Here is a 25,146-nt window from a genome sequence, read left to right as displayed (position 1 = left end):
TAACACTCAATCTGTCGACGCCAGGCCGCTCAGCACTGAGCGACAGCGCTTGGTACGCTTCCGGATTCCTCGGTCGCGAAACACCACCGATTACTTGTGGTACGGCTTAGACAGCTCGTGTACCGCATCAACAAACACACCAGCATTTTCCGGCGGCACATCCAGGTGGATACCGTGGCCCAGATTGAACACATGGCCGGTACCACCGTGACCGAAACCTTCCAGAATCGTGGCCACTTCCTGACGAATGCGTTCAGGTTGCGCATACAGCATAGACGGGTCCATGTTGCCCTGCAGCGCCACTTTGTCACCAACACGGCGCTTGGCATCCGCGATATCAATGGTCCAGTCCAAACCTACCGCATCACAGCCAGTGGCCGCAATTTGCTCCAGCCACATACCGCCATTTTTGGTAAACAGGGTGACGGGTACACGACGGCCTTCATTTTCACGGATCAGGCCATCCACGATTTTGTGCATATAGCGCAGTGAAAACTCGTTGTAATCACGCGGCGTCAGCACACCACCCCAAGTATCAAACACCATCACCGACTGTGCGCCAGCCTTGATTTGCGCATTCAGGTATTCGGTCACACTGTCTGCCAGCTTATCCAGCAGCGCGTGCAGGGTCGCCGGATCGGCATACATCATCTTTTTGATTTTGGTGAACGCTTTTGAGCTGCCGCCTTCCACCATGTAGGTCGCCAGCGTCCATGGGCTGCCGGAAAAACCGATCAGCGGCACTTCACCTTGCAGGTCTTTACGGATCTGACGAACAGCATTCATCACATACTGCAGCTCGCCTTCCGGATCCGGCAGGCCGATTTTATCGACATCAGCCTTACAGGTAATCGGCCGCTCAAATTTCGGGCCTTCGCCAGCTTCGAAGTACAGCCCCAGTCCCATCGCATCCGGAATCGTCAGAATGTCAGAGAACAGGATAGCGGCATCCAACGGGAAACGACGCAGTGGCTGCAGAGTAACCTCACTGGCCAGCTCTGCATTTTTGCACAGTGACATGAAGTCGCCGGCTACGCTACGCGTGGCACGGTACTCAGGTAGATAACGGCCAGCCTGGCGCATCATCCATACCGGGGTACAGTCGACCGGTTGTTTCAACAAAGCACGTAGATAGCGGTCATTCTTTAATTCGCTCATTAGGGACTCCATGATGAAATTCTGCGGCGTATTGTAACATTACAAGCAGGCAACTAAAGGGGCCAATTGTTAACCGGATCAAGTTTATAACAACAATCCAGTCAACATAATTGCGGCTGGATTCTGACTCGTGGTACAAATTCTGCGCGCTAGCAATAATAACAATGATTTTGCTTGTAGAAGGCAAAATAACTGCACCTTATCCCTCCGGACGGAGGGTTTTTTTATTTTTCCGGCACAACCCCGATACCTCTGCTGCCATCATCATATCCACCAGCATTATTCACACTCATTCCCCCCACGCATTTATCGCCCCAAAATCGGCATGCCATAACACCCTATTCCCCACATCAGCCTTAACGGGAATGCCAATACGTATCACTTTTCTGCAAAACTAATGTTTCAGATTTGCCACACAAATACTGCTAATGTTAATTCCATCAGCACAAACTGTTACAGCAAAGCGAAGAGGTATTTATGAATCTGAAAGTTGTGGTTGAGTTTCTGGAAACCGGTACTTACAAAGACGGCCTGTGGTCCACCTCGTTCAAAGCAACTAAAGGACAGCTTCACGCCCTTTCTCCGGACTATGCCGCCCATTTGATTAGCACCACCAAGGCCACATTCCATAACGTCATCGAGGCAAAACCAACATTTTTCTGAACTCATCGTGGCCATTGGAAGGCCCCGAACACCCAAGACGGTGCCGGAAAAGCCCTGTTATCTCCCCTGACGAATCTCCTCGCATGTGCGCTGAATAAGGTGGTAGGCAATGGTACCGGGTGGAGCCAGCTCAGGCAGGTTATCCAACCCGGCCCATATTGCATCACTCAGTTCCGTGTAATCCGGCTTGAGATCCCCGCTCTGGTAATCAGCCAGAAACCCCATCATCAGATTGGACGGAAACGCCCACGGCTGACTGCCGACATAGCGGATGTTGGTTACCTCGATCCCGGTTTCTTCTTTCACTTCCCGGGCCACGCACTGCTCCAGAGTTTCTCCGGCTTCCACAAACCCGGCGATCACGGTATACATGCCGGTTTTGTGTCGCGGATGCTGCGCCAGCAAGATTTTCTCTTCCTTCCTGACCGCTACGATCACACAGGGTGAAACACGCGGGTAATGCTGGGTCTGACACTGCTGACACTGCATCGCCAGTTCCCCTTCACTGAGCCGGCACTCACCGCCGCAGTGGCTACAAAACTTCTGGGTATGCAGCATATGTGACAGCTGGGTTGCCCGTCCGGCCAGGTTGAACAAAGCGCCATCGACATGCAGCAGTGCACGCAGGCTGTCAAAGCTGTCATCCGGCATACCGGCAGGCGCTTCCAGCCAGTACACAGCTTTACCCTGGTAGCGGCCAATCTCTTGCGCGGCTTGAGTATCGAGTGCCAATGCTTCCCGAGACATCTGGGGAAGAGCCTGATCTGTAAGGAATAACTTACGATCTTTAATAATGCACCAATAGGCTATTTCTTTTTGATTTAACATTAACGTTACATCCATCCTTGCAGGGTATCGCTTTTACTGGCAATCTAAACTTAATACGGACATGAATCCGTAATACAAGGTTCTCTTTTCAAAGAGATTAACAGGAATTGTTTCCAGTACCCCTGTCCCGGTACTGTAGATCATGAGGGCATGGTCATGTTAAGTAAGTTCGAGCAAGTACAAAAACAATGGGGTGGCACCAGCGACGTGATTGACCACTGGCTGATGTCGAGGCAACAACTGCTCATCGATTACTGTAAACTGGCGGGACTGCCGCCGTTTGAGAAAAATAACCGACAGCTCCCTACCTTATCGCAACTTCAACTCTTCAGCCAGGAACTGGTCGATTACATCTCCGAAGGCCACTTCAAAATCTATGACATGGTCATGGCGCGCTGGAATGCGATCGGTTACTCACCAACAGAAGATATTTCTACCCTGTACCACCGCATTACGCAAACCACCGATCCGCTGCTGAACTTCACCGAAAAATACGATGAGTTTGATGAAGCCGACGAAATGCCGGACTTTGATCAAGATCTATCAGAGGTCGGGGAATTGATGGAGCTGCGCTTTGCACTGGAAGACAGTCTGATTGAACTGATCAGCGAGAGTCTGGCCTGCCCACCGGGTGCCTAACGACATACCGCTCGCTTTGTCCTCATGCCACCAGCCTTGTCGTTGAGGCTGGTAATCCTGCTTACGCGCTGTAATTTCCTGCCGTTGTTTGCTGTTATCTATTCTCCAACACTCACCCACCTCTCTTGTGCATCCCCGTGACGCTTCCCGCCGGTTGATAACCTCCGTTTCTTGTCTTATCAGCTATGCGCGCATTGCTGCCCGAACAAATTCAATCTGCAGATCGCTTTTATCGTCGATAACCTCGAACGCCACCCGTCACACAGAAGCCTCCTGACACTGATGTCCTGAAAACCGGCAATAAAAAAGGGGCACCCAATGGGTGCCCCTTTTCGCATTCGCTATCGCGATTAGTTTTCGTCGCTCAGACCAGCATTCAGCAATGCCGCCAGGTCTTGAGAGGCTTGTTCAGCATCTACCTGAGGTGCTACTGGCTCCAGCTCAGAATCACGCTGACGCTGGCGCTGCTGATGGTACGCGAAACCGGTACCAGCAGGGATCAGACGACCAACGATTACGTTCTCTTTCAGACCACGTAGCTCATCACGCTTACCAGAAACCGCAGCTTCTGTCAGAACGCGGGTTGTTTCCTGGAACGACGCCGCAGAGATGAACGACTCGGTTGCCAGAGACGCTTTCGTGATACCCAGCAGGTCACGTTCGAACGTTGCAGGTACTTTACCTTCCGCAATCAGCTTACGGTTTGCAATGTTCACGCGAGAGTACTCAACCTGTTCACCAGGTAGGAACTCAGACTCACCTGCAGTCAGGATCGTTACCTTACGCAGCATCTGACGAATGATAGTCTCGATGTGCTTATCGTTAATCTTAACGCCCTGTAGTCGGTAAACTTCCTGAACCTCGTTCACGATGTATTCTGCTACCGCGTAAACACCACGCAGACGCAGGATATCGTGTGGAGACTCTGGACCATCGGCGATTACGTCACCTTTCTCGACCTTCTCACCTTCGAACACGTTCAGCTGACGCCACTTAGGCACCATCTCTTCGTACGCATTACCTTCCGCAGGTGTGATGATCAGACGACGCTTACCTTTCGTCTCTTTACCGAACGATACGGTACCTGTGATTTCAGCCAGGATTGCTGGTTCTTTTGGCTTACGCGCTTCGAACAGGTCAGCAACTCGTGGCAGACCACCGGTGATATCTTTCGTACCGCCAGATGCCTGAGGAATACGTGCCAGCGTATCACCGATACCTACCATCGCACCGTCTTCCAGCTGGATAATCGCTTTACCAGGCAGGAAGTATTGTGCAGGCATTTCAGTACCCGCGATCATCACGTGATCACCGTTTTCGTCAACCAGTTTAATGGTCGGACGCATGTCTTTACCAGCACCAGTACGCTCAGCAGCGTCCAGGATAGTGATCATAGACAAACCTGTCAGATCATCAGTCTGACGAGAAACTGTAACACCATCGATCAGGTCAACGAACTGAACACGACCCGCCACTTCAGTGATGATTGGCATGGTGTGTGGGTCCCAGTTGGCAACCACTTCACCCGCCGCCACTTCAGCGCCGTCACCTTTAGTCAGGTGAGAACCGTATGGCAGTTTGTAGTTCTCTTTCGTACGGCCGAACTCATCGATTACGGTCAGTTCAGATGCACGAGAAGTAATAACCAGCTTGCCATCGTTGTTCGTTACGAACTTCGCGTTTTGCAGCTTCAAAGAACCGCTGTTCTTAACCTGAATGCTGTTTTCCGCTGCTGCTGCCGATGCCGCACCACCGATGTGGAACGTACGCATTGTCAGCTGTGTACCTGGTTCACCGATAGACTGTGCTGCCACAACACCAACCGCTTCACCCTGGTTAACCAGGTGACCACGAGCCAGGTCACGACCGTAACAGTTACGACAACAACCGAAGTCGTTCTCACAAGTTACTACAGAACGTACTTTTACCTGGTCAACAGAGTTGGCTTCCAGGATGTCACACCATTTTTCATCAAGCAGTGTGTTACGCGGTGCCAGTACTTCTTCAGTACCCGGCTTCAGCACGTCTTCTGCAACAACACGACCCAGTACGCGATCGCGCAGTGGTTCTTTAACATCACCACCTTCGATCAGAGGCATCATAGTAATGCCGCCGTGTGTACCACAGTCGTCAGATGTGATTACCACATCCTGCGCTACGTCTACCAGACGACGAGTCAGGTAACCGGAGTTCGCTGTCTTCAGTGCCGTATCCGCCAGACCCTTACGAGCACCGTGCGTTGAGATAAAGTACTGAAGTACGTTCAGACCTTCACGGAAGTTCGCCGTGATTGGGGTTTCGATGATCGAGCCATCCGGCTTCGCCATCAGACCACGCATACCAGCCAGCTGACGGATCTGAGCGGCAGAACCACGCGCACCCGAGTCGGCCATCATGTATACGCTGTTGAACGATTTCTGCAGTTCTTCTTCGCCGTCACGGTTGATAACTGTGTCGAAAGACAGGTTATCCATCATCGCCTTAGCAACCTGCTCGTTGGCTGTTGCCCAGATATCGATAACTTTGTTGTAACGTTCGCCAGCTGTTACCAGACCAGACTGGAACTGTTCCTGAATTTCAGCAACTTCTGCTTCTGCTTCTGCGATCTTGGTGTATTTCGCTTCTGGTACAACCATGTCGTCGATACCAACAGACACACCAGACAGAGCAGCGTAAGCAAAACCTGTGTACATGATTTGGTCAGCAAAGATAACAGTCTCTTTCATGCCCAATTCACGGTAACAGGTGTTCAGCAGTTTAGAGATCTGCTTCTTACCCAGCGCTTCAGTATTCACCAGGCTGTATGGCAGACCTTTTGGTACGATCTTCCACAGCATCGCACGACCAACAGTCGTATCAACCAGCTGAGTATCTTCAGTCAGGTTGCCCTGCTCGTCTTTCAGGTACTGAGTAATACGTACTTTTACACGTGAGTGCAGTTCAGCATTGCCGGTACGGTAAGCTTTTTCAGCTTCAGCCGGACCAGACAGGTACATGCCTTCACCCTTCGCGTTGATCTTATCACGCGTCATGTAGTACAGACCCAGTACAACGTCCTGAGAAGGTACGATGATTGGATCACCAGACGCTGGCGACAGGATGTTGTTGGTAGACATCATCAGCGCACGAGCTTCAAGCTGTGCTTCCAGAGTCAGAGGTACGTGTACCGCCATCTGGTCACCATCGAAGTCGGCGTTATAGGCCGCACACACCAGTGGGTGCAGCTGGATCGCTTTACCTTCGATCAGTACTGGTTCAAATGCCTGAATACCCAGACGGTGCAGTGTTGGTGCACGGTTCAGCATAACTGGGTGTTCGCGAATCACTTCGTCCAGGATATCCCAAACAACCGCTTCTTCGCGCTCTACCATCTTCTTAGCAGCTTTGATTGTCGTCGCTAGGCCACGAGTTTCCAGCTTGCCGTAGATGAATGGCTTAAACAGCTCCAGTGCCATCTTCTTAGGAAGACCACACTGATGCAGACGCAGGTATGGACCTACGGTGATAACCGAACGGCCTGAGTAGTCTACACGTTTACCCAGCAGGTTCTGACGGAAACGACCCTGTTTACCTTTGATCATGTCTGCCAAAGATTTCAGAGGACGCTTGTTAGAACCGGTGATCGCACGACCACGACGACCGTTATCAAGCAGTGCATCAACAGACTCCTGAAGCATACGTTTTTCGTTACGTACGATGATATCAGGAGCAGCCAGATCCAACAGACGCTTCAGACGGTTATTACGGTTGATAACACGACGGTACAGATCGTTCAGATCCGAGGTCGCGAAACGGCCACCGTCCAGCGGTACCAGCGGACGTAGATCCGGTGGCAGAACTGGCAGAACAGACAGGATCATCCACTCAGGGTTGTTGCCTGACTGCAGGAATGCTTCGACCAGCTTCACACGCTTGGTCAGTTTCTTACGCTTGGTTTCAGAGTTGGTTTCATCCAGCTCTTCACGCATCAGTTCGATTTCGGCATTCAGGTCCATGTTGCCCAGCAGTGCCTGAACCGCTTCTGCACCCATCTTCGCGTCGAACTCGTCGCCCCACTCTTCCAGCGCATCCAGGTACTGCTCTTCGCTCAGCAGCTGGCTACGCTCAAGGTTGGTCATGCCTGGTTCGATAACAACGTAAGATTCGAAGTAAAGTACACGTTCGATATCACGTAGCGGCATGTCCATAAGCAGACCGATACGGGATGGCAGTGACTTCAGGAACCAGATGTGGGCTACAGGGGAAGCCAGCTCAATGTGACCCATACGCTCACGGCGTACTTTGGTCTGAGTAACTTCTACACCACATTTTTCACAGATAACACCACGGTGCTTCAGGCGCTTGTATTTACCACAAAGACACTCGTAGTCTTTTACCGGGCCAAAGATACGTGCACAGAAAAGACCGTCACGCTCAGGCTTAAAGGTACGGTAGTTGATGGTTTCTGGTTTTTTCACTTCACCGAAAGACCATGAACGGATCATGTCTGGTGAAGCAAGACCGATTTTGATTGCATCAAATTCTTCGGTCTTGTGTTGTGCTTTCAGAAACTTAAGTAAGTCTTTCACATTCGGCTCCTGTGAGGAGTTGACCCATAAAGGTGCCAGCAGCAAACTGGCACCTTCATATTTATACCGGATTAACTGTTAAGCTGGGGTTGCCCAGTCTTACTCGTCTTCCAGCTCGATGTTGATACCCAACGAGCGGATCTCTTTCAACAATACGTTGAACGATTCCGGCATACCTGGTTCCATACGGTGGTCGCCGTCGACGATGTTCTTATACATCTTCGTACGACCGTTAACGTCATCCGACTTAACAGTTAGCATTTCCTGAAGCGTATAAGCTGCGCCGTATGCTTCCAGCGCCCACACTTCCATCTCACCGAAACGCTGACCACCGAACTGAGCTTTACCACCCAGCGGCTGCTGAGTAACTAGGCTGTAAGAACCGGTAGAACGGGCGTGCATCTTGTCATCAACCAAGTGGTTCAGTTTCAGCATGTACATGTAACCTACAGTTACAGGACGCTCAAACTTGTCACCAGTACGGCCATCAAACAGAGTCAGCTGACCAGATTCTGGTAGATCACCCAGTTTCAGCAGCTCTTTGATAGACGATTCCGGTGCACCATCAAATACTGGTGTTGCAATCGGCAGACCGGCACGCAGGTTCTGGATCAGAGTACGAACTTCGTCGTCAGACAGTGCCGCAATATCGACCTTCTGACGAGTATCACCCAGATCGTAGACCTTCTGCAGGAAGTTGCGGAACTGATGTAGTTCCTGCTGCTGCTTCAGCATCTCGTTGATCTTGTCACCGATACCTTTTGCTGCCAGACCCAGGTGAGTTTCCAGGATCTGACCGATGTTCATACGTGACGGTACACCCAGCGGGTTCAGTACGATATCAACAGTCTGACCTTTTTCATCGTACGGCATGTCTTCAACAGGGCAGATCTTCGAGATTACACCCTTGTTACCGTGACGACCGGCCATCTTATCACCAGGCTGGATACGACGTTTAACAGCCAGGTACACCTTAACAATCTTAAGGACACCCGGTGCCAGGTCATCACCCTGAGTGATCTTACGGCGCTTGGTTTCAAACTTCTTATCGAACTCAGCTTTCAGCTCGTCGTACTGCTCAGCCAGCTGCTCCAGCTGGTTTTGCAGGGCTTCATCGTCCAGAGTCTGCGAGAACAGTCTCTCACGGTCCATTGAAACCAGTTTATCTTCACTGTAACCAGCAGATAGCAGCAGAGTACGAACACGCGCCAGAAGACCGCCTTCCAGGATCTGGAACTCTTCTGTGATGTCTTTCTTCGCTTCTTTCAGCTGCATCTCTTCGATTTCAAGCGCACGCTTGTCTTTCTCTACGCCATCGCGAGTGAAGACTTGTACGTCGATGATCGTACCAGACACAGAGTTTGGTACACGCAGTGAAGAGTCTTTAACGTCAGAGGCTTTTTCACCGAAGATCGCACGTAGCAGTTTCTCTTCTGGAGTCAGCTGAGTTTCACCTTTAGGTGTCACTTTACCAACCAGGATGTCGCCACCCTTTACTTCCGCACCGATGTAAACGATGCCAGATTCGTCCAGTTTAGAAAGCGCCGCTTCACCCACATTCGGGATGTCAGCAGTGATTTCTTCAGCACCCAGCTTAGTATCACGCGCCACACAAGACAGTTCTTGGATGTGGATAGTTGTCAGGCGGTCTTCCTGAACAACACGCTCAGACACCAGGATGGAGTCCTCGAAGTTGTAACCGTTCCAAGGCATGAACGCGATGCGCATGTTCTGGCCAAGTGCCAGCTCACCCAAGTCAGTCGACGGGCCATCAGCCAGTACGTCACCACGCGCTACCGGCTCACCCGGCATTACGGTTGGACGCTGGTTGATACACGTGTTCTGGTTAGAACGGGTGTACTTCGTCAGGTTGTAGATATCGATACCCGCTTCACCAGGTACCAACTCGTCTTCGTTAACTTTAATAACGATACGAGAAGCATCTACTGACTGAACCTGGCCACCACGTTTGGCAACTGCAGTTACACCTGAGTCTACCGCTACGTTACGCTCGATACCTGTACCTACCAGCGGCTTATCAGCACGCAGAGTTGGTACGGCCTGACGCTGCATGTTCGCACCCATAAGGGCACGGTTAGCATCATCGTGTTCCAGGAATGGGATCAGGGATGCTGCCACCGATACAACCTGGTTGGTTGCAACGTCCATGTACTGAACGTGATCGCGCGGGTGCAGACCTGATTCACCTTTCTGGCGAGCAGTGATCAGTTCGTCAGCGAAAGAACCGTCTTCGTTCAGCGCGGCGTTAGCCTGCGCGATAACGTACTGACCTTCTTCGATCGCAGACAGGTAATCGATATCTTCAGTTACTTTGCCGTCAACTACTTTACGGTATGGCGTTTCCAGGAAACCATATGGGTTACACTGAGCAAATACCGACAGTGAGTTGATCAGACCGATGTTTGGACCTTCAGGCGTTTCGATTGGACACAGACGACCGTAGTGGGTCGCGTGAACGTCTCGAACTTCAAAACCTGCACGCTCACGAGTCAGACCACCTGGACCAAGCGCCGAGATACGGCGTTTGTGAGTAACTTCTGACAGTGGGTTGTTCTGATCCATAAACTGAGACAGCTGAGAAGAGCCGAAGAACTCTTTCACTGCAGCAGAAATTGGCTTAGCGTTGATCAGATCCTGAGGCATTACTGCATCCAGATCACCAAGGCTCAGGCGCTCTTTTACTGCACGCTCAACACGTACCAGACCAACACGGAACTGGTTCTCAGCCATTTCACCAACAGAACGGATACGACGGTTACCCAGGTGGTCGATGTCATCAACTTCACCTTTACCGTTACGGATATCGATCAGACGACGCATTACTTCAATGATGTCATCGTGATCCAGTGTACCCGGACCCGTTGTTTCTTCACGACCCAGAGAGCTGTTGAACTTCATACGACCAACAGCAGACAGATCGTAGCGTTCTTCGCTGAAGAACAGGCTTTCGAACAGTTGCTCAGCGGCTTCACGCGTTGGCGGCTCGCCAGGACGCATCATGCGGTAAATTTCTACCAGCGCGCTCAGACGGTCAGTCGAGTTGTCGATACGCAGGGTATCAGACATGTACGGACCGAAATCCAGATCGTTCGTAAACAGAACTTCCAGTGACTTGTAGCCAGACTGAGATAGCAGAGCCAGCGTTTCCAGGCTTAGTTCCTGGTTCGCAGCAGCAATCAGCTCACCCGTTTCCTGGTTCACGTAGTCACGTGCAGAAATTTTGCCAACAATGTATTCAACAGGTACTTCGATGTGGTCAACGTTGTCTTTCGTCAGCTGACGGATGTGACGTGCAGTGATACGACGACCCTGCTCAACGTACACTTTACCGTTCGCTTCGATGTCAAAGCTTGCCGTTTCACCACGTAGACGGTCAGGTACCAGTTCCATCACCAGTGACTTGCCCTGAACTTCGAACTTGATCTTTTCGAAGAACATGTCAAGGATTTGCTCAGTGGTGTAACCCAGAGCACGCAGGATGATAGACGCAGGCAGCTTACGACGACGGTCGATACGTACGAAGAGGCTATCCTTAGGATCGAATTCGAAATCCAACCATGAACCACGGTATGGAATCACACGTGCGTTATAAAGCACTTTACCTGAGGAGTGGGTCTTACCCTTATCGCTGTCGAAGAAGACACCCGGGCTACGGTGCAGCTGGGATACGATAACCCTCTCGGTACCGTTAATAACGAATGTACCGTTATCTGTCATGAGCGGAATTTCGCCCATGTAAACTTCTTGTTCTTTGATGTCTTTAACAGTGCCAGCAGGCGCGTCTTTATCATACATGACCAAACGCAGCTTCACGCGCAGTGGAGCTGAGTAAGTTACGCCACGAATCTGACATTCTTTAACATCGAAGACCGGCTCACCGAGACGATAGCTAACGTATTGCAGCTCGGAATTGCCGTTATAGCTCTGAATTGGAAAAACAGAACGAAAGGCAGCTTCTAGACCGTAATGCCCTTCAGGATCCTGCTCGATGAACTTGTCAAAAGACTCAAGCTGGATCGACAGCAAGTATGGAACATCCAGGACTTGTGGACGCTTACCAAAATCCTTACGGATACGCTTTTTCTCGGTATAAGAGTAAACCATAGGTTCCTCAGATCGCTGATAAGTGATCCAAACTGCTCAACACGAGGAGCAGTGACTAATAACACTGTTTATTGTAGGAGCAGTTCTGGGAAAGCAGGACTGCTTTTTGCATGGGGAGAGGGTGCAAAACAATGTGAAAACACCACTACCCTACAGCGCAAAAAGGCCGGTGGCTATTAGCCACCAGCCATTAGCCTTTTCAGGCTAAGAAATTAAGTAATTATTACTTAACTTCAACAGAAGCACCAGCTTCTTCTAGTTGAGCTTTCAGAGCGTCAGCTTCAGCTTTATCAACACCTTCTTTCAGAGGTGCTGGAGCGCCGTCTACTAGTGCTTTCGCTTCTTTCAGACCCAGGCCAGTTGCGCCACGTACTGCTTTGATAACAGCAACTTTGTTCGCGCCTGCAGAAGTCAGGATTACGTCGAATTCAGTTTGCTCTTCAGCAGCTTCAGCTGCTACGCCGCCTGCTACTACTGCTGCTGCAGCAGTAACACCGAACTTCTCTTCCATTGCTTCGATCAGTTCAACAACTTGCATTACAGACATTTCTGCAACTGCGTCTAGGATTTGCTCGTTAGTGATAGACATAACAATTCTCTTTTAAAGTCAACAATTAGTTTAAAAAGCAACCAGATAAAAGCAAGGCGAATTAAGCCGCTGCTTCTTCTTTCTGATCGCGAATAGCTGCGATAGTACGTACCAACTTGCCAGCAGACGCTTCTTTCATGCACATCATCAGGCGTGCAATCGCTTCGTCGTATGTTGGTAGAGTCGCAAGTACTTCAACGTCAGCAACAGCGCCTTCGAATGCAGCTGCTTTGATCTCAAAGTTTTTGTTCTCTTTAGCGAAGTCTTTGAAAAGACGCGCTGCAGCACCAGGGTGCTCATTAGAGAACGCAAGTAGAGTAGGACCAACGAAAACGTCTTTCAGACATTCATAATCAGTACCTTCTACTGCACGGCGTGCTAGAGTGTTACGCACAACTTTAACGTAAACGCCCGCTTCACGAGCTTTTTTACGTAGGGTAGTCATGTCAGCAACAGCAACGCCACGAGAGTCAGCAACAACTGCAGACAGGGCACCATTGGCAGCTTCGTTGACTTCAGCAACAATTGCTTTTTTGTCTTGAAGGTTCAATGCCATTGGATTTGCTCCTGGATTTAAGCCGGGTTAACCCCGAACAGTACACCACTCACTGCCACTATGGCAGGAGAGTTAATACGGCGCAGATCCAAGAAAGACATACATCAATCATGTTCTGGCACCGTCTACGTAGGTATTATTAAGTCGAACTTTTCAGTTACAACGCCTACGGTCTTTGACGGAGGCCGTTACCGCAGTAACAGCCTCAGCCATGAATTCGGAAGCGCCAAATTATACACGAATCTGACGCTTCTGCAAATTATTACGCGTTAGTGTCCAGAGAATTCTGGTCTAGCGCTACACCTGCACCCATAGTGGTAGAGATGCTTACTTTCTTGATGAAAGTACCTTTAGCTGAAGAAGGCTTAGCTTTCTTCAGTGCAACCAGCAGAGACTCTAGGTTCTCTTTCAGTTGCGCAGCGTCGAAATCCACTTTACCGATAGTAGTGTGGATGATGCCGTTCTTGTCGTTACGGTAACGAACCTGACCAGCTTTAGCGTTCTTAACCGCTTCAGCAACGTTAGGAGTTACAGTACCAACTTTAGGGTTTGGCATCAGACCGCGTGGACCAAGAATAGTACCCAGCTGACCTACAACGCGCATTGCATCTGGAGATGCGATAACTACGTCAAAGTTCATCTCGCCTTTCTTAACTTGATCAGCCAGTTCTTCCATACCTACCAGGTCAGCGCCCGCTTCTTTAGCAGCTTCAGCGTTTGCACCCTGAGTAAATACTGCAACGCGGATATCACGACCAGTACCGTGTGGCAGTACAGTTGCGCCACGAACGTTTTGGTCTGATTTACGTGCATCGATGCCTAGGTTAACAGCAACGTCAACGCTTTCAGTGAATTTAGCAGTAGCCAGTTCTTTCAGCAGAGCAACAGCTTCGTTGATGTCGTACTCGCGAGAAACGTCAACTTTTTCACGAATAACGCGCATGCGCTTAGTTAGTTTTGCCATTGTCTTAACCCTCTACCACCAGACCCATTGAACGTGCAGTACCAGCGATCGAACGCTTCAGAGCTTCGATGTCAGCACCAGTCATGTCCGCAGCTTTAGTTTCTGCGATCTCTTGGATCTGAGCGTCAGTAACAGTACCAACTTTCTCAGTGTTCGGACGGCCAGAACCAGATTTGATACCAGCAGCTTTCTTCAGCAGAACTGCAGCAGGTGGAGTCTTAGTGATGAACGTGAAAGAACGGTCACTGTAAACAGTGATAACAACTGGAGTCGGTAGACCTTTCTCTAGAGAGTCAGTCTTAGCGTTAAACGCTTTACAGAATTCCATGATGTTCACACCGTGCTGACCCAGAGCTGGACCAACTGGTGGACTTGGGTTTGCCATACCAGCTGCAACTTGCAGCTTGATGTAAGCTTCTACTTTTTTAGCCATTGCTATTTACCTAAATTTGGGTTCAAACGTCTATATTGAAATAGACTCCCCGTCTAACGAAAGGGCGCGAAATTATAGTCAAATTTCACGCCCCTGACAAGCTGATCTGATTACTTATTGATCAAACTTTCTCAACCTGACCAAACTCCAGTTCTACCGGAGTGGCACGGCCGAAGATAGAAACCGACACTTTCACGCGGCTCTTATCGTAGTCAACTTCTTCAACCACACCGTTGAAGTCAGCAAACGGACCATCCGTGACACGGACAACTTCACCTGGTTCAAAGACAGTCTTGTGAACTGGTGACTCGCTCGCTTTTTCTAGGCGGTTAAGGATAGCATCTGCCTCTTTATCAGAGATCGGTGCTGGGCGGTCTGAAGTACCACCGATGAACCCCATAACACGAGGGATACTACGTACCAGGTGCCATGTCTCGTCGTTCATCACCATCTGTACAAGCACATAGCCAGGGAAGAACTTACGTTCGCTCTTACGACGCTGGCCCGCACGGACTTCTACAACTTCTTCAGTCGGAACCAGTACTTCATCAAAGTACTCTTCCATACCGTGCATCTTGATATGCTCACGTAGGGATTGCGCTACACGCCCTTCAAAACCCGAAAAGGCCTGTACGACATACCATCGTTTTTTTGGAGCTTCGCTCATGAACTCTTACCTCACACACCGGTAACTAGGCGGACTAGACGGACCATGATGCCGTCGATGCCCCACAAGGCTAACGCCATAATGACAGTGACAGCTAAAACGATAAAGGTTGTCTGCGTAGCTTCCTGACGAGTAGGCCATACTACCTTGCGGACTTCCATGCGCGATTCACGGGCAAACGCAATCGCGGTTTTACCTTTTGCTGTAAGTGCAGCAATACCACCAGCTGCTGCCACCAGGACAACAACTGCTGCAGCACGCAACACTACAGAAACATCACTGTACAGGTAATTACCAACCACAGCGGCAGCTAGCAAAGCAAATACAGCGACCCACTTCAGGCCATCCATACTGCTAGAGCTGCTTTGGTTTTCGGCATTCGCTTTCATACAACCAACCTGTAACTAGTCTCAATATAGACGAAAATAACCCCGCAATAGCAGGGCCTTTCATGAAGGAAAGCACTAAGGCTTTAATTACATGGGTAAAAACTTCATGTCGATAAATCTTTTTCTGCACCACTGAGCAAAAAACAAGCAGAGAATTGCAATGGTGCAGAAAAAGGGCATCAAATGATGCCCTTTTTCGTGCCGTATCGTCAAATATTATTCAACGATCTTAGCTACAACACCAGCACCAACGGTACGGCCGCCTTCACGGATTGCGAAGCGTAGACCTTCGTCCATCGCGATTGGCGCGATCAGAGTTACAGTCATAGATACGTTGTCGCCTGGCATTACCATCTCAACGCCTTCTGGCAGTTCGATAGTACCAGTCACATCAGTAGTACGGAAGTAGAACTGTGGACGGTAGCCTTTGAAGAACGGCGTGTGACGGCCACCTTCGTCTTTCGACAGAACGTAGATTTCTGAAGTGAAAGTAGTGTGTGGAGTGATTGAACCTGGTTTAGCCAGAACCTGACCACGCTCAACTTCGTCACGCTTAGTACCACGCAGAAGAACACCAACGTTCTCACCAGCACGGCCTTCGTCCAGAAGCTTACGGAACATCTCAACGCCAGTACAAGTAGTCGTGATAGTCTCTTTGATACCAACGATTGCTACTTCGTCACCTACGCGAACGATACCTTGCTCAACACGACCAGTTACAACAGTACCACGGCCTTGGATTGAGAATACGTCTTCGATTGGCAGGATGAACGGCTTGTCGATTGCACGCTCTGGCTCTGGGATGTAAGAATCCAGTGCTTCAGCCAGCTCAACGATTTTCTCTTCCCACTGAGCTTCGCCATTCAGCGCGCCCAGAGCAGAACCCATGATTACTGGGCAGTCGTCGCCTGGGAAGTCGTACTCAGACAGAAGTTCACGCACTTCCATCTCAACCAGCTCAAGCAGCTCTTCATCATCAACCATGTCACACTTGTTCATGAACACGATGATGTAAGGGATACCAACCTGACGACCTAGCAGGATGTGCTCACGAGTCTGTGGCATTGGGCCATCAGTAGCAGCAACAACCAGGATACCACCGTCCATCTGAGCAGCACCGGTGATCATGTTCTTAACGTAGTCGGCGTGTCCTGGGCAGTCTACGTGTGCGTAGTGGCGAGAAGGAGTATCGTACTCTACGTGAGAAGTAGAGATTGTGATACCACGCTCACGCTCTTCAGGCGCGTTATCGATAGATGCGAAGTCACGCGCTGCGCCGCCGTATACTTTAGCCAGTACAGTACAGATAGCTGCAGTCAGAGTAGTTTTACCGTGGTCAACGTGGCCGATAGTACCAACGTTAACGTGCGGTTTAGTACGTTCAAATTTTTCTTTAGACATGGATTGTCCCTCTAGGCACGGTATTTGGTGGCATTACGACCACACAACCAATCATGGGTTTTGTAGAGTATATATCAAAAGAATCGAAGTAACTTAAGGAGAGAGTGGTGCTGATAGGCGGATTTGAACCGCCGACCTCACCCTTACCAAGGGTGCGCTCTACCAACTGAGCTATATCAGCACACTTAATAGTGTGGAGCGGGCAGCGGGAATCGAACCCGCATCATCAGCTTGGAAGGCTGAGGTAATAGCCATTATACGATGCCCGCTAAACTCGTAACTCGTTAAGCTATTCAATCAATTGAAAATGGTGGAGGGGGACGGATTCGAACCATCGAAGGCGGAGCCGGCAGATTTACAGTCTGCTCCCTTTGGCCACTCGGGAACCCCTCCAGAAATTTTTAAGCACTTTCACTCATTTAGGAGAAAGTGGTGCCGACTACCGGAATCGAACTGGTGACCTACTGATTACAAGTCAGTTGCTCTACCTACTGAGCTAAGTCGGCGTAAGTGCTGCGCATTCTAGTGAACTCAGCGAGGGGTTGCAATACCTTTTTTCGTTTTTTTTTGCCGCCCCACCCTGACCGACCAAGAATTAACCACTAGCGGCATTTTGCATACAAAGCAAGGCCTTCCAGCACCAGATCGGAACGATGTTGATATCCCCGTCCCCAGCTCTTTGGCAGATGACGAACCCCGCCACCACACAAAATCACTTCCGGCTCGGTTTTCAGCTTATCCCGCGCCTGGCCAAGGCCGTATTCAATCAGTCCCAACAAGGCGGCACGGCAGCCATTCTTAAGGCCATCCGCCGTATTGTCGGCAAACACCAACTCGTCACCATGTTCACGGTCGGAAAAAACTTTGGTCGTGTTTTCCAACACCGCCTTCATCATTAGCTGATAACCGGGTGCGATCCAACCGCCAAGGTGCTTACCGTCCTCTGTCATGACATCAAAGGTTAATGCCGTGCCAATGTCGACAATCACAGTCGGCTTTTTAAAGCTCTGATGAATAGCCACCAGCGTCAGCCAACGGTCGACCCCAAGATACTGGTATTCGGCATAGGCGTTTTTCACGCCAAAGTCTTTCCGCAGGGTCTTAACTTGCATGACCGGAATATTGGCCAATTGGGAAATGCGCTGAATAGAGTTGTCGACCTCCACCGGCCCGACACTTGCAAAGACGATTCTGTCGATTCCATTCTCGAGTAGGGGCTCCAGTACCATTTCCAGCTTGCGGCTCGGATACCGTCCCAGCAATTCAAAATTGCCATCGTCAAATAATTGGGCCACCTTGACATAAGTGTTACCCGCTTCAATCAAAATTTGCATTAACAACCTCTGAGGCTGATTTCTCCACCGATGTAAGGGGTGACCTCACCATCGGCCTCTAACAATAACGCCCCCTGTCCGTTGATCCCGCGGGCTATCCCTTCCACTACGCGGTTACCAATCAACAGTTTCACGGGGCGGTCCAAAAAGTTGTCCAAGCGATTCCAACGCTCGGTGAAGCCTTCCAGTCCGCAGACTTCATAATCAGCCAGAGTCTGATGTAATTGCGCGATCAAGGTAGCAGCAAGGGTATTACGATCCGGCAATTTGGCGCAGGTCTGAGTTAAATTGGCCCATGCCTGGTCTATTTCTTTGCCTTCTTGTTCCGGCATAGCGATATTGAGTCCCATGCCGATGATCAAGTGCGCAGCATCGCCCGCCTGACCAGTCATCTCAACCAGAATTCCTGCTAGCTTTTTATCCCTGAAATACAGATCGTTCGGCCATTTCACCCGAACTTCATCGGCCCCGAGTGATTGCAGAGCTTCCGCAATGGCCACCCCGACCACCAGGCTTAACCCCATGGCGGCGGCCATGCCGGCATCTAAACGCCAATACATGGAGAGGTACAAATTACTACCAAACGGCGAGAGCCACTGACGACCACGACGGCCTCGTCCGGCTTCCTGATATTCCGCCAGACAAACCGCCCCTTTTGGCAGTTGCCCGACCCGTTCCATCAGGTATTGATTCGTCGAATCGATTACCGGGATAACCTCCAAGCTTGGGCACTTTACCTGACCGACAATCTTATCGCAATCAAGGAGATCCAGTTTTGCTGGCAGACGATAGCCTTTCCCTTGCAAGCGAAAAATGTCCAGCCCCCATGCTTGAAGCACCTTAATATGCTTACTGATCGCAGCCCGTGAGATACCCAATTGCTCTCCCAGAGCTTCACCGGAATGGAACTCGCCATCTGCCAGCATTGCCACCAGGGCTAATCGGGTCGAATGCTCTTTCATCCCATGATCTCCGTCAGTGTCGTTTCCGATGTCGCACCCATAAAGCGCACCTCATGCTCCAGGCGAACGCCAAATTTTGCTTCCACTTGCTCGACGACAAACTGGGCCAGAGCAAGCACATCGCGGGCTGTCGCCTGCTCAGCATTTACTAAAACCAACGCCTGCTGCTCATGAACCTGCGCCCCGCCAATGCGATGGCCTTTGAGCGCGCACTGATCAATCAGCCATCCCGCTGCCAACTTACAGTGCTCATCATCCTGCGGGTAATACGGCATGGTCGGATGTTCAGCCAGCAGCTGGTTTACCTGCTGGGTATCAATGACCGGATTTTTGAAGAAGCTACCGGCATTACCCAACACGCGGGGATCCGGCAGCTTCGACTGTCGAATCTCGCAGACCGACGCTAAAATGGCTTCGGCGCTCACTGTCGCGGCATCAAAAGACGCCAGCGGGCCATAGCTGATATTGGGCTGCCACGCTTTTTTAAGGCGCAGCCCCACCGCCGTAATGGCATGCGTGGCTTTCAGCTCGTGTTTAAAGACGGAATCCCGGTATCCGAAGCGGCACTCGTCCGCAGATAATCGCTGTGTCTGCCCCGTAGCCAGCTCCAGTGTATCGACGTACTGACAGACATCCTTTAACTCGACGCCGTACGCCCCGATGTTCTGGATAGGAGATGACCCCACACAGCCCGGAATCAGCGCCAGATTCTCCAGACCAGGCATACCGTTTGCCACGGTCATTTCAACCAGCTGATGCCAGTCTTCCCCAGCCCCGACACGCAATTCAAAAGCATCGTCCGTTTCATTGATCGTAATGCCTTTGATACGATTGAGCACCACCACCCCGGCATAGTCCTCACAGAACAGCATGTTGCTGCCCTGGCCAAGAATCAGTTTCGGTAACGCACTGAAGGCAGTATCGTGCCAGACACTGACTAACTCTTCGGCCGACTCAACCGCCACAATACGCTGTGCACTGACATCAATACCAAATGTATGAAACGGGGCCAGAGACCGATCCTGCAAAACTTTCATGCGCTTTTTGAACCATACCTTTATATACTTGGGCTGCATTTTAACTGATTCAGCTATAGTTAGCAGTTTTTTCCCCATGAACAAGCTTAGATTTCACCCGATAGAGCCACTGCGCTTTCCCTTGATCAACCGTCTTTATAAACAGCATTATCCGGCAGGTAAGGCAAAAAAAGATGAAGTGATTTGGATTGGCGAGGATAACAGTGCCATCCACTGCTGTGTCAGGTTCAAGCAATTTGATGGCTTTCAACTCATGACCGGTATGCTGGTCATCCCCGATGCGCGCGGGCAAAAACAGGGCCAGCAGCTCTTAGTCGCTGCCCAATCCCAGCTGGAACAGGCTCCCTGCTTCTGTTTTGCGTTCTCATACCTGGTCGATTTTTATCAGGCAACGGGCTTCGTCCCAGTTCCAGAGTCTGAATTACCCGAGTCATTGCAGTCACGGCTCACCCGTTACCGACTAAGTGGAAAGTCACTTGTTGCGATGATTTATCAACAAGCAGTTACACAATAATTTCGCGATTCTCCGGTACTCCGACATAGCCATACATTGACTGTGTTGTTTTTCTGATATAATTGCTCTCTTAATTAACACAATCATCCTTATAAAGGTCGCGTAAACGAGGCGATAATGGATTCAGCTATTGCTAACAAGCAACGCATTGATCAACTGCCGTGCATTGCACACAAGCCTGAAAACCTGGAGACCCTGTTAGACGCCGGTTCCTTCCGTGAACGTCTTTATGCCGAAATCGCGGGTGCCACTCAACGCATTTATCTGGTTGCCCTCTATCTTCAGGACGATGATGCCGGCCGAGGTATCCTCAAGGCGCTCTACGAGGCTAAGCAGAAAAATCCGGGCCTGGATATTAAAGTGCTGGTCGACTGGCACCGTGCCCAGCGGGGACTCATCGGTGCAGAGAAATCCGACGGCAATGCCGCCCTGTACCGTGAATTTGCTAGCCAGTATGAGCACCAGATTCAAATCCTTGGGGTACCGGTCCGTAACCGGGAAGTCTTCGGTGTTCTCCATCTCAAAGGCTTCGTCATCGACGATAAAGTCGTATACAGCGGCGCCAGCCTTAACGATGTCTATCTGGCCCAGCACAATCGTTATCGCTATGACCGCTACCATGTGATCAAAAACCCGCATCTGGCCGATACCATGTCCAATTTTATTTTGGATACCTTGGTCGACAGTGATGCGGTCAACTGTCTGAGCCAGAGCCAGCGCCCTGAAACCAAAGCACTAAAAGGTGCCATTCGAGAGTTTCGCCAACAACTGGCCCGCGCCACCTATCACTTCACACCAGAGCCTATTGCCGAGGGTGAAGTCGGCCTGACGCCTCTGGTTGGTTTGGGTAAACGCAAGAACACGCTCAATCAGCATATCTGTACCCTTATCGCCAGTGCTCAGCAGGAACTCACGATCTGCACGCCGTATTTCAACTTTCCGCGCTCTATCAGCCGGGAAGTCAAGCGTGCCCTACGACGCGGCGTCAAAGTGACCATCATTGTCGGTGACAAAACAGCGAATGACTTCTATATTCCACCTAGTGAGCCATTCAAAACAATTGCTGGTCTTCCTTACCTGTATGAAGTCAATCTCCGCCACTTCGCTAAACAGAATGAGTCAGCGATTGCACGTCGTCAGCTTGCCATCCATTTATGGAAACATAATGACAACAGCTTCCACCTTAAAGGCATCTGGGTTGATCGTAGCTATATGCTCATCACGGGTAACAACCTAAATCCACGTGCCTGGAAACTGGATCTGGAAAATGCCATTCTGGTCAGAGATAAAAACCAACTATTGGCTGAACAGAAACAAAAAGAACTCGACTGCATTCTTTCCCACACCCAGCTTGTCGGCAGCTATAAATTCATTGATAAGGTCGACACGTATCCGGCTCCGGTCAGAAAGCTAATTAAGCGGATACGCCGAGTCAAGGCAGACCATATCTTGAATCAAATTCTGTAGGTAACGGTTATGACAATTGCAGCCATCGATGTTGATCCCCAGCAAACCTTTACTCCGTTGTGTCCGGATGAACTTCCGGTCCCGGAAGGCGATAGCATCGGCCAAGCATTGAATGCACAGGCTGCAATGGCTCAGTATCGCGTGCTGACTAAAGATGCCCATCCCAGAAACGCGGTTTGGGTTGTCGATAGCCACGAAAAGATGCTTCAACCTCTATCCCACAAAAATGCTGACGTGACCTGGGTATCCCACGCAGTTCCAGGCACCCGGGGATTTGAAACGATCCCGGGCCTACCCGCCGTGACTGACTATGATCATGTAATCTGGAAAGGGATCGAGCCGGATCTTCACCCATACGGTGCCTGCTTCCACGATCTGCAGGAGAAGCTTAGTACTGGCCTGATCGAATGGCTGGTCGCCAAAGGGGTCTCGACAGTTATCATTGGCGGACTGGCTACAGACTACTGCGTTAAAACAACAGCACTGCAGCTCCAGAAGAGTGGTTATTTCAAGGTCATCGTCAACCTATCAGCCAGCCGTGGAATTGCACCAGAAACCACACAACAGGCCTGTGCCGACATGAAGCAAGCAGGGATTATCATCGCTCAGGATCTGACAGCGCTACAAACTCTGCTTTGACCGCCCTCCCAAGGCTTCTCCCCAGAGAGGCCTTTAATCTCATGACAAATGAGTAAAAATCCCTCGGTACCGTTCACCGATATTCCAACCTTAAACCCTGAAGCTACCACCACCGAAGATACAGACTCTCAAAACCTTCATAATCAAACTCATGTGACCTGCCCCCAATAACTAATCCAACACTTCTTTAGTAATGTCAGTTACGTTACTGTTTAGCCCTGAATGTGTCAGTACTGCAAATTCAGAGGGAGTTAGGTATCCAATTGATGAATGCGGCCGATTTTCATTGTAGTCAATGCGCCAGTCACTGATCAGTTTACGAGCATGGCTCAAGTCTCTGAACAGATGCTCGTTTAAACACTCGTCCCTGAACTTGCCGTTAAAGCTTTCGATATAAGCATTCTGGGTTGGCTTACCAGCCTGTATCAGCTTCAGAATAACACCATGATCATAAGCCCATTGGTCAAGGGCTTTACCCGTAAACTCAGGCCCCTGATCTGTTCGAACAGCCTCAGAATAACCACGGAAAGCAGCAATAGCCTCAAGTATGGCGACCACCTCATCTCCAGAAATTCCTGATGTAACAGTAATATCCAGGCACTCCTTTGTGAAGTCGTCAACGATAGTGAGGCACTTTATCCTACGACCAGAACTGAGTGCATCCATGACGAAGTCCATTGACCAGGTATGGTTGGGCAGTGAGGGAAGTAAAAGTGGCTCTCGCTCGACACATAATGATTTCCTTCGCTTCCGTTTTCGAACGGTCAATCCAGACTCTCTGGTATAACCGGTAAACACGCTTATGATTAACCTCTGTCCCTTCCCGCCGAAGAAGATGGTGAATACGGCGATATCCGAACCTTTTTCTCTCTAGTGCCAGTTCTTGTATACGAGCCGACAGCTCCACATCACTCTCTTTAGATTGAGGTTGGTATCTCATCGATGCGCGATTTATACCGACGAGCAGACAGACTTTGCGTTCCGAAATCGTGGTGACTTCCTGCATTGCATGCACAGCCTTGCGCTTGTCTCCGACGGTCAATACTTTTGGTTAAGAGCCGCTTTTAAAGCATCAACATCAAGCATGGATTCCGCCAAGAGCTTCTTGAGCTTGGCATTCTCATCTTCCAATGCTTTCAAGCGACGGGCATCGGAAACATCCATGCCCGCGTACTTTTTACGCCATAGGTAGAATGTGGCATCGGAAATATTGTGCTTGCGACACAGCTCTTTAACAGGAATGCCTGCTTCTGCTTCCTTGAGAATGGCAATGATCTGCTGTTCGTTGAATCGCTTCTTCATATTCACCTTCCTTCTTATAAGATGAACATTACTAAGTTTTAGCTGGATTGGGGAGCAGGTCACATGCTCAAGAAGCTGCCTAGCGACATTTAGAGAGAAGAACGGCTTAAGCAACTTCACCCTACACAAGCATCCTTCCAAAACTACATACCTGTAAACGAAAAAACCTGACATATCGGTAATATTCTGTCTGAGCTTGAAAAAATCAGAAGTATTCAAATTGAATAAATCGCCGAAACAATAGAGATGAGACTCGTTGTTCAATGATAGCTATAGGGTATAGCCCTAAATCATCAATTGGAATCTATATCCGATGTGGAATCAGTGTGCTAAATCCACATAAGAATGCTCATGGATGAACAACTTGAATCTCATGATCTTTACCTACTATAGCCCAAGGCTCCATGGTTTAAGACCTGTCATTACTGACGAAGCTTCGTGTCAGTAGTGAAATACTGGAGTCGCACCCTTCGTGACGTGAGGAATGGAATTAGTCGCCCTAGGACAAACCGATAAATACTGAACGCAAAAAAGCCCAAATCTTTAAATTCGGGCTTCGCATAAGTGGTGGAACGGCCGGGCTGGCGATCCAGCGGGGCTCATTCGACCGAAGGGCGAACAACATTGTCTTTAAACGTAAAAAAGCCCAAGCATTTCTGCTTGGGCTTCGTATAAGTGGCGGAGCGGACGGGACTCGAACCCGCGACCCCCGGCGTGACAGGCCGGTATTCTAACCAACTGAACTACCGCTCCACTCAGGATTAACGTTTGTTCAGAACGCTACCCTAAATTGGGTGCCTGGCGATGTCCTACTCTCACATGGGGAGACCCCACACTACCATCGGCGCTGCTGCGTTTCACGTCTGAGTTCGGCATGGGATCAGGTGGGTCCACAGCGCTATGGTCGCCAG

At 50.1% G+C, this 25,146-nt stretch carries 19 protein-coding genes, 5 tRNA genes, 1 rRNA gene and 1 pseudogene; 5 read left to right on the top strand and 21 right to left on the bottom strand.

Annotated features, from left to right (window positions below; translation table 11 throughout):
• Positions 1–90 precede the first annotated feature (90 nt).
• A complete protein-coding gene (gene hemE / locus C9I92_RS23210; protein WP_047885289.1) occupies positions 91–1,158 on the bottom strand; it encodes a uroporphyrinogen decarboxylase in 1,068 nt (355 codons plus the stop codon).
• 477 nt (positions 1,159–1,635) lie between these two features.
• Between hemE and C9I92_RS23205 the strand changes: the two genes are divergently transcribed.
• Positions 1,636–1,821 carry a hypothetical protein gene (locus tag C9I92_RS23205; protein WP_309225231.1) on the top strand — a complete coding sequence of 62 codons (186 nt, stop codon included), beginning with the start codon at positions 1,636–1,638 and terminating at the stop codon, positions 1,819–1,821.
• Between the two features lie 57 nt (positions 1,822–1,878).
• Here the strand turns inward: C9I92_RS23205 and nudC are convergent, their stop codons facing one another.
• Positions 1,879–2,649, bottom strand: a complete 771-nt coding sequence (gene nudC / locus C9I92_RS23200) for an NAD(+) diphosphatase (RefSeq protein WP_047885290.1) — start codon at positions 2,647–2,649, stop codon at positions 1,879–1,881.
• A 156-nt stretch (positions 2,650–2,805) separates the two neighbouring features.
• Between nudC and C9I92_RS23195 the strand changes: the two genes are divergently transcribed.
• A complete protein-coding gene (locus tag C9I92_RS23195; RefSeq protein ID WP_047885306.1) occupies positions 2,806–3,288 on the top strand; it encodes an Rsd/AlgQ family anti-sigma factor in 483 nt (160 codons plus the stop codon).
• Between the two features lie 350 nt (positions 3,289–3,638).
• Here C9I92_RS23195 and rpoC read toward each other — a convergent pair whose 3' ends face one another.
• The 16 genes from rpoC to murB form a co-directional block, all read right to left on the bottom strand.
• Complete coding sequence (rpoC, locus tag C9I92_RS23190) at positions 3,639–7,856, bottom strand: DNA-directed RNA polymerase subunit beta' (RefSeq protein WP_047885307.1); 4,218 nt, start codon at positions 7,854–7,856, stop codon at positions 3,639–3,641.
• 99 nt (positions 7,857–7,955) lie between these two features.
• Positions 7,956–11,981 (bottom strand): DNA-directed RNA polymerase subunit beta, encoded by a 4,026-nt coding sequence (gene rpoB / locus C9I92_RS23185; protein WP_047885291.1) that lies wholly within the window; start codon positions 11,979–11,981, stop codon positions 7,956–7,958.
• Between the two features lie 223 nt (positions 11,982–12,204).
• Positions 12,205–12,570, bottom strand: a complete 366-nt coding sequence (gene rplL / locus C9I92_RS23180) for a 50S ribosomal protein L7/L12 (protein WP_047885292.1) — start codon at positions 12,568–12,570, stop codon at positions 12,205–12,207.
• A gap of 61 nt (positions 12,571–12,631) precedes the next feature.
• Positions 12,632–13,126, bottom strand: a complete 495-nt coding sequence (gene rplJ / locus C9I92_RS23175; protein ID WP_047885293.1) for a 50S ribosomal protein L10 — start codon at positions 13,124–13,126, stop codon at positions 12,632–12,634.
• Positions 13,127–13,388: 262 nt separating this feature from the next.
• Positions 13,389–14,090 carry a 50S ribosomal protein L1 gene (gene rplA, locus C9I92_RS23170; protein ID WP_047885294.1) on the bottom strand — a complete coding sequence of 234 codons (702 nt, stop codon included), beginning with the start codon at positions 14,088–14,090 and terminating at the stop codon, positions 13,389–13,391.
• 4 nt (positions 14,091–14,094) lie between these two features.
• Positions 14,095–14,523 (bottom strand): 50S ribosomal protein L11, encoded by a 429-nt coding sequence (gene rplK / locus C9I92_RS23165; RefSeq protein ID WP_047885295.1) that lies wholly within the window; start codon positions 14,521–14,523, stop codon positions 14,095–14,097.
• Positions 14,524–14,644: 121 nt separating this feature from the next.
• Complete coding sequence (nusG, locus tag C9I92_RS23160; RefSeq protein WP_047885296.1) at positions 14,645–15,190, bottom strand: transcription termination/antitermination protein NusG; 546 nt, start codon at positions 15,188–15,190, stop codon at positions 14,645–14,647.
• Positions 15,191–15,201: 11 nt separating this feature from the next.
• Positions 15,202–15,579 carry a preprotein translocase subunit SecE gene (gene secE, locus C9I92_RS23155; RefSeq protein WP_047885297.1) on the bottom strand — a complete coding sequence of 126 codons (378 nt, stop codon included), beginning with the start codon at positions 15,577–15,579 and terminating at the stop codon, positions 15,202–15,204.
• 216 nt (positions 15,580–15,795) lie between these two features.
• Positions 15,796–16,980 carry an elongation factor Tu gene (tuf, locus tag C9I92_RS23150; RefSeq protein ID WP_107193928.1) on the bottom strand — a complete coding sequence of 395 codons (1,185 nt, stop codon included), beginning with the start codon at positions 16,978–16,980 and terminating at the stop codon, positions 15,796–15,798.
• A gap of 105 nt (positions 16,981–17,085) precedes the next feature.
• Positions 17,086–17,161, bottom strand: a tRNA-Thr gene (locus C9I92_RS23145).
• Positions 17,162–17,174: 13 nt separating this feature from the next.
• Positions 17,175–17,249, bottom strand: a tRNA-Gly gene (locus C9I92_RS23140).
• A gap of 39 nt (positions 17,250–17,288) precedes the next feature.
• Positions 17,289–17,373, bottom strand: a tRNA-Tyr gene (locus tag C9I92_RS23135).
• 37 nt (positions 17,374–17,410) lie between these two features.
• Positions 17,411–17,486 (bottom strand) — tRNA-Thr (locus C9I92_RS23130).
• 96 nt (positions 17,487–17,582) lie between these two features.
• Positions 17,583–18,314: a type III pantothenate kinase gene (locus C9I92_RS23125; protein WP_047887534.1), complete on the bottom strand. Its 732-nt coding sequence runs from the start codon at positions 18,312–18,314 to the stop codon at positions 17,583–17,585.
• Complete coding sequence (birA, locus tag C9I92_RS23120; protein ID WP_047887535.1) at positions 18,314–19,276, bottom strand: bifunctional biotin--[acetyl-CoA-carboxylase] ligase/biotin operon repressor BirA; 963 nt, start codon at positions 19,274–19,276, stop codon at positions 18,314–18,316. The genes C9I92_RS23125 and birA overlap by 1 nt, the downstream gene beginning before the upstream one ends.
• Positions 19,273–20,313: a UDP-N-acetylmuramate dehydrogenase gene (gene murB, locus C9I92_RS23115; RefSeq protein WP_047887536.1), complete on the bottom strand. Its 1,041-nt coding sequence runs from the start codon at positions 20,311–20,313 to the stop codon at positions 19,273–19,275. Before murB ends, birA begins: the two co-directional genes overlap by 4 nt.
• 76 nt (positions 20,314–20,389) lie before the next feature.
• On the opposite strand from murB, the gene C9I92_RS23110 reads away from it, so the two are divergent.
• The 3 genes from C9I92_RS23110 (at position 20,390) to C9I92_RS23100 (ending at position 22,933) form a co-directional block, all read left to right on the top strand.
• Positions 20,390–20,827 (top strand): GNAT family N-acetyltransferase, encoded by a 438-nt coding sequence (locus C9I92_RS23110; protein WP_047887540.1) that lies wholly within the window; start codon positions 20,390–20,392, stop codon positions 20,825–20,827.
• 117 nt (positions 20,828–20,944) lie between these two features.
• The gene (pssA, locus tag C9I92_RS23105; RefSeq protein WP_047887537.1) at positions 20,945–22,294 is read left to right on the top strand and encodes a CDP-diacylglycerol--serine O-phosphatidyltransferase; all 1,350 of its coding nucleotides are present in this window, start codon (positions 20,945–20,947) and stop codon (positions 22,292–22,294) included.
• Between the two features lie 9 nt (positions 22,295–22,303).
• Positions 22,304–22,933: a nicotinamidase gene (locus C9I92_RS23100; RefSeq protein ID WP_047887538.1), complete on the top strand. Its 630-nt coding sequence runs from the start codon at positions 22,304–22,306 to the stop codon at positions 22,931–22,933.
• A gap of 171 nt (positions 22,934–23,104) precedes the next feature.
• Here C9I92_RS23100 and C9I92_RS23095 read toward each other — a convergent pair.
• The 3 genes and pseudogenes from C9I92_RS23095 to rrf all read right to left on the bottom strand — a co-directional run bounded on the left by C9I92_RS23095 (position 23,105) and on the right by rrf (position 25,146).
• Positions 23,105–24,235: pseudogene (locus C9I92_RS23095) on the bottom strand (IS3 family transposase).
• A gap of 676 nt (positions 24,236–24,911) precedes the next feature.
• Positions 24,912–24,988 (bottom strand) — tRNA-Asp (locus C9I92_RS23090).
• A 43-nt stretch (positions 24,989–25,031) separates the two neighbouring features.
• Positions 25,032–25,146: ribosomal RNA gene (gene rrf / locus C9I92_RS23085) — 5S ribosomal RNA — on the bottom strand.

Origin of the sequence: Photobacterium ganghwense (assembly GCF_003025595.1) — a bacterium.
In the GTDB taxonomy this organism is placed as follows: Bacteria; Pseudomonadota; Gammaproteobacteria; order Enterobacterales; family Vibrionaceae; genus Photobacterium; species Photobacterium ganghwense.
Note: the sequence above shows the minus strand (reverse complement) of the source record. Positions and strands in the feature narration are given on the sequence as shown.

What these genes read in the sequence shown, in the direction of transcription:
- hemE (WP_047885289.1), bottom strand. Translation starts at nt 1,158, where the DNA reads ATGAGCGAATTAAAGAATGACCGCTATCTACGTGCTTTGTTGAAACAA.
- C9I92_RS23205 (WP_309225231.1), top strand. Translation starts at nt 1,636, where the DNA reads ATGAATCTGAAAGTTGTGGTTGAGTTTCTGGAAACCGGTACTTACAAA.
- nudC (WP_047885290.1), bottom strand. Translation starts at nt 2,649, where the DNA reads ATGTTAAATCAAAAAGAAATAGCCTATTGGTGCATTATTAAAGATCGT.
- C9I92_RS23195 (WP_047885306.1), top strand. Translation starts at nt 2,806, where the DNA reads ATGTTAAGTAAGTTCGAGCAAGTACAAAAACAATGGGGTGGCACCAGC.
- rpoB (WP_047885291.1), bottom strand. Translation starts at nt 11,981, where the DNA reads ATGGTTTACTCTTATACCGAGAAAAAGCGTATCCGTAAGGATTTTGGT.
- rplL (WP_047885292.1), bottom strand. Translation starts at nt 12,570, where the DNA reads ATGTCTATCACTAACGAGCAAATCCTAGACGCAGTTGCAGAAATGTCT.
- rplJ (WP_047885293.1), bottom strand. Translation starts at nt 13,126, where the DNA reads ATGGCATTGAACCTTCAAGACAAAAAAGCAATTGTTGCTGAAGTCAAC.
- rplA (WP_047885294.1), bottom strand. Translation starts at nt 14,090, where the DNA reads ATGGCAAAACTAACTAAGCGCATGCGCGTTATTCGTGAAAAAGTTGAC.
- rplK (WP_047885295.1), bottom strand. Translation starts at nt 14,523, where the DNA reads ATGGCTAAAAAAGTAGAAGCTTACATCAAGCTGCAAGTTGCAGCTGGT.
- nusG (WP_047885296.1), bottom strand. Translation starts at nt 15,190, where the DNA reads ATGAGCGAAGCTCCAAAAAAACGATGGTATGTCGTACAGGCCTTTTCG.
- secE (WP_047885297.1), bottom strand. Translation starts at nt 15,579, where the DNA reads ATGAAAGCGAATGCCGAAAACCAAAGCAGCTCTAGCAGTATGGATGGC.
- tuf (WP_107193928.1), bottom strand. Translation starts at nt 16,980, where the DNA reads ATGTCTAAAGAAAAATTTGAACGTACTAAACCGCACGTTAACGTTGGT.
- C9I92_RS23125 (WP_047887534.1), bottom strand. Translation starts at nt 18,314, where the DNA reads ATGCAAATTTTGATTGAAGCGGGTAACACTTATGTCAAGGTGGCCCAA.
- birA (WP_047887535.1), bottom strand. Translation starts at nt 19,276, where the DNA reads ATGAAAGAGCATTCGACCCGATTAGCCCTGGTGGCAATGCTGGCAGAT.
- murB (WP_047887536.1), bottom strand. Translation starts at nt 20,313, where the DNA reads ATGAAAGTTTTGCAGGATCGGTCTCTGGCCCCGTTTCATACATTTGGT.
- C9I92_RS23110 (WP_047887540.1), top strand. Translation starts at nt 20,390, where the DNA reads ATGAACAAGCTTAGATTTCACCCGATAGAGCCACTGCGCTTTCCCTTG.
- pssA (WP_047887537.1), top strand. Translation starts at nt 20,945, where the DNA reads ATGGATTCAGCTATTGCTAACAAGCAACGCATTGATCAACTGCCGTGC.
- C9I92_RS23100 (WP_047887538.1), top strand. Translation starts at nt 22,304, where the DNA reads ATGACAATTGCAGCCATCGATGTTGATCCCCAGCAAACCTTTACTCCG.